9 protein-coding genes are annotated in these 9,559 nt (G+C 34.1%); 8 read left to right on the top strand and 1 reads right to left on the bottom strand.

The genetic code is table 11. From position 1 onward, the window contains the following. Window positions 1-259: 259 nt before the first annotated feature. The 8 genes from ACP5SP_RS06545 to ACP5SP_RS06510 all read left to right on the top strand — a co-directional run bounded on the left by ACP5SP_RS06545 (window position 260) and on the right by ACP5SP_RS06510 (window position 7,395). The gene (locus ACP5SP_RS06545; RefSeq protein ID WP_428076285.1) at window positions 260-1,618 is read left to right on the top strand and encodes a radical SAM protein; all 1,359 of its coding nucleotides are present in this window, start codon (window positions 260-262) and stop codon (window positions 1,616-1,618) included. Further along, the gene (locus ACP5SP_RS06540; protein ID WP_428076284.1) at window positions 1,603-2,529 is read left to right on the top strand and encodes an ABC transporter ATP-binding protein; all 927 of its coding nucleotides are present in this window, start codon (window positions 1,603-1,605) and stop codon (window positions 2,527-2,529) included. Before ACP5SP_RS06545 ends, ACP5SP_RS06540 begins: the two co-directional genes overlap by 16 nt. Next, a complete protein-coding gene (locus ACP5SP_RS06535) occupies window positions 2,516-3,259 on the top strand; it encodes a hypothetical protein (RefSeq protein WP_428076283.1) in 744 nt (247 codons plus the stop codon). Before ACP5SP_RS06540 ends, ACP5SP_RS06535 begins: the two co-directional genes overlap by 14 nt. Window positions 3,260-3,477: 218 nt before the next feature. Next, window positions 3,478-3,660 (top strand): hypothetical protein, encoded by a 183-nt coding sequence (locus tag ACP5SP_RS06530; protein ID WP_428076282.1) that lies wholly within the window; start codon window positions 3,478-3,480, stop codon window positions 3,658-3,660. Window positions 3,661-3,857: 197 nt separating this feature from the next. Next, window positions 3,858-5,219, top strand: coding sequence for a radical SAM protein (locus ACP5SP_RS06525; RefSeq protein WP_428076281.1), 1,362 nt, complete (start codon window positions 3,858-3,860; stop codon window positions 5,217-5,219). Further along, window positions 5,216-6,481 carry an MFS transporter gene (locus ACP5SP_RS06520; RefSeq protein ID WP_428076280.1) on the top strand — a complete coding sequence of 422 codons (1,266 nt, stop codon included), beginning with the start codon at window positions 5,216-5,218 and terminating at the stop codon, window positions 6,479-6,481. The genes ACP5SP_RS06525 and ACP5SP_RS06520 overlap by 4 nt, the downstream gene beginning before the upstream one ends. Window positions 6,482-6,972: 491 nt before the next feature. Then, entirely contained in the window at window positions 6,973-7,134 is a 162-nt protein-coding gene (locus ACP5SP_RS06515; RefSeq protein ID WP_428076279.1) for a hypothetical protein, read from the top strand. 102 nt (window positions 7,135-7,236) lie between these two features. Continuing rightward, window positions 7,237-7,395, top strand: a complete 159-nt coding sequence (locus ACP5SP_RS06510) for a transposase (RefSeq protein WP_428076278.1) — start codon at window positions 7,237-7,239, stop codon at window positions 7,393-7,395. Between the two features lie 378 nt (window positions 7,396-7,773). Here the strand turns inward: ACP5SP_RS06510 and ACP5SP_RS06505 are convergent. Continuing rightward, window positions 7,774-9,559: LamG-like jellyroll fold domain-containing protein (locus ACP5SP_RS06505; RefSeq protein ID WP_428076277.1), on the bottom strand; the 1,786-nt coding region annotated here is incomplete at its 5' end.

Raw genomic sequence — 9,559 nt, 5'->3', positions numbered from 1 at the left:
TATCAAATGTCTTTTCGGATTGCAAATAAGTATAACTTTATCCAGGAATCCTGTTTAGTAAGCCATGGCTTAAATTTCTTAAAGAAAGGGGGTGATAGGCATGTTAATAATAGAGCATGGTTCTTTGGTTCCGTTGTTCGGTGGTGAGCCAAATTTCTGTGGATGCTTTATCTCACCAGTTAAAGCTGAAATTAGGTAGTTAAAACTTTCCCCCTCGATTCTATGTTAATCGAGGGGGACAACAATAAGGAGGTTAAACATGGAAGAGAATGAAAAAAGCGCGCACATGTCAAGGTACGTTTTAATGAAAAAAGATTGGCCAAAAGAGGGGTATAATTTACTATTTAGTACTCTTACTAAGAGCGTAGTGCTTATAGAGAAAAGGTTCCTGGATAACATTGAAAATAATGAGGTAGAAGAATTACCAGAGGAAGTTAGAAAAGGCCTTTTGAAAGAAGGAATATTAACAGATTCTCTCAATGAAAGCCAAAATTTAAGATATCTTTTTCAAAAAGCCAAATTTAGTACTAAGTCATTTGGAGCTATGATCCTGACTACATTTGACTGTAATTTTAAATGCGAATATTGTGTAGAAAACGATGTAAAAGACATTAGAAGTGAGAACATGACCGATGATGTAAGCAAAAATATCATTGAGTGGGTTGCACGAAACATATACGAGAGACATCCTGACGACGTGGAATTGGTTTACTATGGCGGAGAACCATTACTTAATAAAAATCCTATTTTCAGTATATCCAAAGAACTATTTAAGATCTCTTTAGACAAAAAAGTTAGCTTCTCTTTTGGCATTATTACAAATGGAAGCGTGAGTTTGTCTTCTGAGGAAATGGAAGAACTTAAGGATTATGGTTTGAAATACTTTCAAGTAACTCTTGACGGACCCGAATTTATTCATAATTTAAGAAGACCGTATAAAAGTGGTAAAGGTTCTTTCTCCGATATACTTATAAATGTGAAAAAATTTGTAGAATTTGCACCCGTATTTGTAAGAGTTAACATAGATAGGACAAACGCAAATAGCATAGGAGAACTATTAAATTTTCTTTACAAAGAAGGTTTATCATCCAAGATTGTTATTGATTTTGCCCCAAGAATTAAGTCAGGATTGTTACCACATTTTTGTGATGCAAATATAATGCCGGACAAAGCATTTTCTGATAGCTTGAAAGAAGTGCTTCCAATCGCTAGAAATTTAGGTTTTTCTGTTGCAAAGAGGTTTGTAGAAATTGGGCCATGTCTTCTTACCTCAGAGTCACAATTTGTAATTGATCCTATTGGGGACATATATAAGTGCAGTGGTTTTGTAGGTAGAAAAGAATTTTCTGTTGGGAATGTTAAGGATGAACATTATAGCAGCAAGTTTATTGAATTTATAACGATGGATAGGTGGGAACAGTGTCTTGATTGTCCTTATGTTCCATTGTGTGGAGGAGGATGCGCTTATGAATCCTTCGTCACTTTTGGGGATTATAGAAAAAGGTTATGTAAAAAGGCTTTATTTGCTGGAACAACAATGGAAGTATTGGCAAATTCTTTATATAATAAAGTAGAAATTCAAAAAGTTTTGGAGAGTGACTTATGGAAGAAGTCTTAACTATTTCAAATTTATCTAAAATTTACCCTAATGGAAAAAAGGCAAATGATGGGATAAACCTCAAGGTAAATAATAAAGAAATTGTTGGACTTATAGGTCCAAATGGGGCAGGAAAAACAACTCTTATAAGGCAGATTTTGGGGTTGTTAAAGCCAACAGAGGGCTCAATATCAATCTTGGAAGAAAATATATCTTTAAATCCTTTAATAATTAAACGAGAAGTAGGTTATGCACCTCAATATCCTCTTTACTTTCCTTCTTTGACTGTCGAAGAAACAATTGGCTTTGCCTTGCAATTGAGAGGATTTAAAGGACAGCAATTAACCAAAAAATTAAACGAAATTATCGATTTTCTCAACTTAGGGCAGGTTAAAAAGTACTATGGATATCAACTTTCTCCAGGGCTTATAAAATTGATGCTTGTTGGGATTGCCTTTGCTCAGGCTAATAGTCTTCTAATTCTTGATGAACCTACTTCTATGATTGACATTGTAAACAAAAGCCACTTGTGGGATAGACTTTCACAAATTAAAAACGATAGAGCAATTTTAATTGCAAGTCATGATATGAATGAAATAAAGAAATTGGCTGATAGAGTTTACGTAATATGGAACGGAAAAATCATTGCAGAAGGAAGCCCGAGAGAGATTTCTTTATTGCTTGAACTACCTTGCAATATAGTGTTTTCTTGTTTAAACACATTAAACGTAAAGAAGTTTTTAGAAGAAAATAATATTAACTATACATTGGATGGCACGGTCTTCAATATATCGGTTGGCGTTCTTAATAATGCTATCGGTTTAATTAAGCAAATAAATGATATTGCATCTATTAACTATATTCAATTTGAAGCGCCTTCTTTTGAAACTGCAATAAGAAAACTTCTGGAGGAAGGAAATGGAAAAAATTAAAATTGGTGTAGTAATAGAATTAAAATCGCTTAGAATTTATTGGTTGCAACTTTTCGTTGTTCTCTTTTTACTTCCTTTTTCTTATCTCTTCATAATGTTTCTTTCAAGCGGAGGCAACATAAATAAAAACGAAGTTGTTTCTCTTTTAATAGGATACATGGTCGTAACTTTAGTAAGTTCTTTTGTTAATATGTTGAGTTTGAGAATAACAAATACAAAGCAGCCTGAGGTTCTGGAACTTTACTCCACTTATTCTATGACGTTTCCCCAGATTATTGTAAGCCAATGCATTACTTATACTTTGCTTACACTTCCACTTGTTATAGTTGTTTCTTTATATGCCATTATAAGCCTGCAAAGTGTTAACATTCCTCTCTTTATTACAGGCACACTTATAGGAATCTCTGTTTTGCTGTTAATTTCTATTTTCCTTGGTTTAGCAATGAATAATCTCTTTTTGGCAAACGGACTGTTTCAGATTCTTTTTGTGATTTTTGTTATTCTTTCTCCCTCTTACTTCAATATGCAATCCCTGAACAAGGTTTTGAAGATTTTCTTGATTTTTAATCCAATCACACACATACTGAATATTTTAAGAACTCCTTTGAAGATTTCATCAGGATTTGATATCAAATGGTCTTATCTATATCTTTTTATATTGCCAATATTGCTTGTCATGTTTATTGCAAGAAGGATAAAAAACACCTATGTTTTGGAGAAAATATTTTAGTAAATTCCATTTCCTAATTCTTTACTAATTTTTGATACTTAAAAGAAACAATATCTTTTAATACATTATAATTGATAAAGTCCAAAATGTAATAAATTTTTCAAAAATATTTCAAAAATATTTTGACAAAAAGAAAAAGTCCTATAATTTTGTAGAAGCGTTTTTTAAAAATTCGTAAAAAGGAAAAATTGTAAGTTATGTGAAAAAGGAGATTTAATGTGGGACTTACTGAAGTAGGAATACCAGAGGAATCCTCAGTACCAATGAAACACGCCAGGATCTTAAGAGGTCCATATCAAATGTCTTTTCGGATTGCAAATAAGTATAACTTTATCCAGGAATCCTGTTTAGTAAGCCATGGCTTAAATTTCTTAAAGAAAGGAGTTGAGAACGATGTATAAGCCAGTAATCACAAAAACATCAGAAGAAGTCGGTTTAATGACGGCCGCAGGCGGTGGAATTTTGTGCATTTGTAGTAGAGAAGTAGCAAGTGCGATGTGAGAAGGCTTGTGGGAAGGGTGTGCCCTTCCCACAATGAAAAGCTTAGGAAAAAGGATCAACTATAAGTATCGTCAAATTATTGGGAGGAGGAGCTTGAGTGGAAACATTAATAATAAAAGAAGCAAGGTGGGATATAACAAGTCAATGTAATTTAAAATGCAAACATTGCTATGCCTCACTTTTAAAAGGTCCTAATCTCTCCTTTGATAAAGTAAAGGCAATCATAGACAAACTGTTGCTATTTGGATTAAGTTGGATAACGCTTACTGGTGGAGAACCAACTCTGAGAGATGATTTGCTATCTATAGTTCAATATTGCAAGAAAAACAATATAGGCGTTGATTTACTTACTAATGGCGCGGCAACGGGATCCCAGAAATTTGTAGAATTATTAGATGCAGGAATTGATCAAATTCATTTTAGCTTGGACGGAATATCTAACATAACGCATGATGAAATACGAGGAGTAAAAGGAGCCTTTGATAGAACACTTGAGAACATCAATTTTTGTGTAAGGTATAGAAACGAGAAAAAATTAACTACAAAAATCGGGGTAGACTTTACTTTACAAGGAGAAAACAAAAAAGACGTACCTTTTTTGATTGATTTTTTTGATAATTTAGGAATTGATGTATTGATTGTAAATAATGTTTGGTTGGTGGGAAGGGCAATTGACAACAAAAGTGAAGTTGAAATTACCAGTAACGAAGTGAGCAGCAGTTTCAATTTAATTTCTCAAAATTATTCAATGAAAAAACGAAGCTTTGAATTGTATCTTTCTACATTTCCTAACGAATCAAGATTCTTGAACCTGAAATATTCTATAAGATTGCCTACATTCCAAGGTGTATGCCCTGCAGGTTCAACAATTTATATTAACCCTCAAGAGAAAGCACTTCCATGTTATTCACTTGTTCTCTTTGAAGAAACCAACCCAGAAGTGAGTAAATATTTAAGGTACTGGGATGTGCTCTCAGAGCCTATAGAAAAGGCAATGGAATACTTCAAGCCTTTCTTAGACTTTGCTCATAATCCAAGTCCTAAAAATCCTTACTGCAAAAGTTGTCCAAATTCGAGTTACTGCAGAATTTGTCCGTTAATTCAAGCATTCGATGCGCAGTCAATTAAAGAGAGATGTCTTCCATATCTTCGTAAAATAGATTCTTTAGAGCTTCCAATTGTAAAAGAAAGCACTCCTTCCTTTTATGACGATGTTGAGTGGAAATTGATAGGCAATAATTTATTTGTAACAATTAAAAGAAAAAACTTTTTTCAAAAAAAGACTTTCACGTTAGATGCAATGACAAAGGATGTTATAAATTGTATAAACGATAAAAAGCAAATTAAGGATATTTGTTTTGCCCTTAAAGATAGATATAATATGAAAATTGAGGATTCTTTTAATTTTGTAAAGGAAGTAATTGAATACTTTTATAAGGAGGAGGTATTAAAGATATGAAATTTAGATTGTTAAGAGAGAAGAGTTTTTTTCTTTACGTATTTGGACAAACTGTTTCTGTATTGGGTGACGGGCTTTATCTAATTGCAATTATGTGGCTCATCTTAAAGATAACAGACAATAGGGGATTGGCAGTCGGTGGTGCATTTTCAGTATTCTCAATTGGTGAACTCATTTCTGGTTTTATTGCTGGTCCTATTGCTGACAATTTTAATAAAAAGAAAATACTCATAATTACAGATTTCTTAAGAGCTATAATCGTATTTTTGCTTTACTTTTTATCTACTCAGAATTTAATAAACATGTTTGAAGTTATTTTAATTCTCTTTATTCTTTCGATACTCTCACCTATTTTTAGCACAACGCAATTTACTCTAATTCCTCTGTTGGTAGAAAAAGATGAACTTCTCGAGGCGAACGGTATTATCACTGGAATTACAAGAATTGCACAAATTTTAGCTCCCTCTTTAGGTGGTATTCTTGTAGCACTTTTCGGCTATAGCATCTGCTTTCTTATTGATGCAATTTCATTCTTGGTTTCTGTTGCTACCATTATTTTTATAAGGCTTAAAACTACCCAAGTAAAGGAAAAAGTAACTAATACTATTCTTTCACTACTTGAAAGTTTCAAAGAAGGATATAAATTTTTACTATCATCAAAATTCCTTATGGTGCTTTCTTCCTATGCACTCGTTGTGAATTCGTTAGGTGGTGCACTTCAACCACTTATTCCTATTTTTGCAGAAAAGTACAATTTTGGCTCACAGGGTTACGGTTATATGATGAGTGCTTTTTCTTTAGGGTTTTTGGTATTTGCTCTTTTAACAGGATTTTTGCCAAAAAAAATTTCTGAAACACATCTTATGCTCTATGGGCTCACTTTAACAAGCATTTCTTTGGTTTTATGTGGAGTATTTAAAAGTCTTATTCCAGTTCTAATTCTTTTCTTTATAATTGGTCTTAGCAACGGGCTTACAAATTTGCCAATGAGTACACTCTTCCAGAAAATAGTAAAAATCGAATTACTTGGGGTTGTTACAAGTTTTGTATTTACAGTTGGGCAAGCACTTCAGCCAGTTTCAATGTTAGTTAGCGGCTATCTTACGGAAAAGATTTCAGTTTCAACACTTTTTATTTTCATAGGATTATTTGCTGTGCTTCTTTCTCTTGCTGGCTTTGCTATCCCCGCTTTTAGAATGCCTCCCGACACAACTGGAAGTGAACTTGTAATAAATGATTCAGAAATTCAAGACAAAGGTTAAAATAACCTAATTTGGCAGTCGTCTTCATATTTTTGTGTCTTGGTTTTGCTTTAATGATTTAATTAATTCTCTTCATTTTTTAGGTATTTGTGCCTGAAAAATGTAGTATTTATGTGTTTGCGGTTTTTGCCTGTTAAAATTTTAGAGCAATAGTTACCTATTTCTATCTTTTAGCTTTGCTTGCATTTTTAATATTTATGATACAAGTGTGACATATTTGTAAAAGTTATGCATAAGTCACGATACATATGATACTCTTATCTTAGAAAAAGGAAAGTGGAATGTAACTCATTCCTCTATAGAATCCACTGAAAAGGAGTGTAGATTTAATCTTTTCTAACTTTTACTCTTTTCAGAAGGTTCCAAAAGAGTAAAAAAACCCAAAATTCCTTTTTTCTTCTTAACCATGTATTGAGTAAACTTATGTAAATCTTTTTAAAAATCTATCATTGTTCTTTGGACTTTTTTGTTTTATGGTTATTAGCTATATTGTGAGGCAAAAAGTAGGAAACCACATTTACATTTATGAGGCAATAAACCATTGGGATAAAGAGCCAAGGCAAGAGAGGAAGTATCTTGGAAGAATTGAAATTGAAACAAATAGTTTTGTTAAAACAAAGAGGATAAGAGGAAGAGAGGCAAAAGAGATATGAGTTCACAGAGGATAAGCAAATTCCTCATGCCTATGCCTTTTACAACAAAAGAGCTCCTTCTAAGACATAGAGAAGACTTATAAACGCCCATGAACTACTAAGATGATTGTTAATACAAACTTAGAGAACATGGATAAAGAAAAGGTTCTGTTTCTTTACAAGAGAAGAAATGAAGTGGAAAGAGTCTTTGATGTGCTTAAAAATGAAATTGATGGAAATAGGTTAAGAAGCCATTCAAATGAAACAATGGAAGGGAAGTAGTTTTGGAAACAAACAACGGCAAGAAGTTCTTAACAGAAATGTCAAAAACAAAAAACTATTTACAAGGAATTTGATGTCCCACTTCCAGAGATAACATAGTTATATAGATTTGGGATTTTGGGTTATAACCCTTAAACTATGAGACAAGATCAACAAACAGTTTTTATTCATACTTTAAGATTGCCCACTTTGGCTATTAAGCTCGCATTTCTTATTGGTTTTTGATTCAATTCGTAAGACACAATGAGAAAGCCGGTTTTATTCAGCCGGCTTTCTCATTTACTTAAGCAGATTTAAAAAATCTATTTATCTTTCAGTGTATTACAATTGGGCCATCTTACCCTACAAAACTGCCTATATTTTTCATTATTTCATCTATTAAAAATGGGCAACTTGACCCATGTATTTATCCCCAATTTTACCAGCATCCTTGCATGAACCTCGACAATAATAGAACAATATAACCCCAAGACCCTTTCCTGGTGGGGCTAGAGCAAGCTGGATATAGAAGGTTTTATCGCTAAGAGGATTTAGATCGGTATTTACAACAAACTTGAATATAGGATTTTGTGGAAGCGTTATGGAAAGAGGATAATCAAATTGAAATACACCATAAGAATCTGTTTTATAGGTACCAATTTTAAACTCTTTGTCTCCACTTAACAGATAAACATCGACTAAAGCATCCTTTACAACAATTTTTGGCTTACACTTACCATCCGATTTAGCATTATAGATACCTTTAATCTCATCCGGAGAGAGCACACGGTTGAAGAGCTCTATCTCATCGAGTGTTCCAACAAATGTCTGTTCAGGACTTAAGAGGTTTTTCCCAATTACAAAAGGTGCCGTGTTAGTCAAATCACCTTGATGAGCTGTTGGATCAAAGATGGCTACAAGATTTCCGTCAACATAAAAGCGTATACCAGAGGTATCAGCCCTATCTACAGTAACCGCTATATGATGCCAATTTCCATCGGCAATAATAGGGACGGATTGGATATCTGACGAGTTGTAGTTAGAAGGAGTTCCGTCAGCAATTTGTAAACCCAATTTCCTTCTATATAGATAGATTTCATATCCTCTTGGATTTGCTACAGTTCCTGTTCGCTTGTCCAGGATTGTATGGACACCATCTGTTGTATCGCTTGTTTTAATCCATAAGTCAACCGAAAAATTACCTTTACCAAAGTTCAATTCAGAATGGTCTGCAACATCGACAGAGTTCTTACCATTAAAACTTAATGCGCCATTTACCATACCTGTCACTGGAACTGGATTGTTAACCCACGTACCTACATTATTTACTACTGCAAGGTCATTTGCAACTGGAATTTGTGTTTCATCTAACGGCCACCAGGCTACCATTCCTGAAGGAGGCTCAATGCAGTTGCTACACTCACATTTAAAATTAACAGTAGCATAGTCTGGACAGCATTTAATTGTTACTTCCTGAGATTCAGGACTAAATTTGCACTTTTCATTTGTAGGTACAACTTTGAATGTTCCCGGGCATTTGAGAGTACAACCCGTATCGAATGAATACATTCCAGTTGCTGCATCATAATTAGGCGTACTGCTGTGCCAGACCTCTGTCCCTGACGATGAATCATAGATATGTACAGTAGTCGTACCACTTACACATTCCTTTGGCATATTTACAACGATTCTGCCGCCACTAGAATGATTGCCAAATGTGAGGTTTATAGTTTGCCCAGGTGAGACAGTCACTGTTGAGGGATTGTTGTTAGTTGTCACTGTCCATCCAGGTTGTGCTACTTCGGTAACCGTATAGGTTCCAGGAGCAGGTACCTTCAAACAAGCAGGTGCTATAGCTGGTGGATTTGTCGTGATTGTGCCTACAAAATTGTTATTTTGGTCTGTAACGTTGAACACCCAGCCAGAAAGCAACGGCTCGTCAGTATTAGGTTTCCCATCACCATTTAAATCGTTAAATTTTGTAATACAGATTTGTGCTGTTGCTGGTTTGCACTTTCCACAACTACCTGCATTATAGATACCTTTAATCTCATCAGGAGAGAGCACACGGTTGAAGAGCTCTATCTCATCAAGTGTTCCAACAAATATCTGTTCAGGACTTAAGAGGTTTTTCCCAATTACAAAAGGTGCCGTGTTAGTCAAATCACCTTGATGAGCTGTTGGA

It is taken from the genome of Caldisericum sp. (genome assembly GCF_049967455.1).
Taxonomy (GTDB): domain Bacteria; phylum Caldisericota; class Caldisericia; order Caldisericales; family Caldisericaceae; genus Caldisericum; species Caldisericum exile_A.
Note: the sequence above shows the minus strand (reverse complement) of the source record. Positions and strands in the feature narration are given on the sequence as shown.

Coding starts and splice junctions, on each gene's coding strand:
- ACP5SP_RS06520 (WP_428076280.1), top strand. CDS start 5,216: ATGAAATTTAGATTGTTAAGAGAGAAGAGTTTTTTTCTTTACGTATTT.
- ACP5SP_RS06540 (WP_428076284.1), top strand. CDS start 1,603: ATGGAAGAAGTCTTAACTATTTCAAATTTATCTAAAATTTACCCTAAT.
- ACP5SP_RS06510 (WP_428076278.1), top strand. CDS start 7,237: ATGATTGTTAATACAAACTTAGAGAACATGGATAAAGAAAAGGTTCTG.
- ACP5SP_RS06535 (WP_428076283.1), top strand. CDS start 2,516: ATGGAAAAAATTAAAATTGGTGTAGTAATAGAATTAAAATCGCTTAGA.
- ACP5SP_RS06545 (WP_428076285.1), top strand. CDS start 260: ATGGAAGAGAATGAAAAAAGCGCGCACATGTCAAGGTACGTTTTAATG.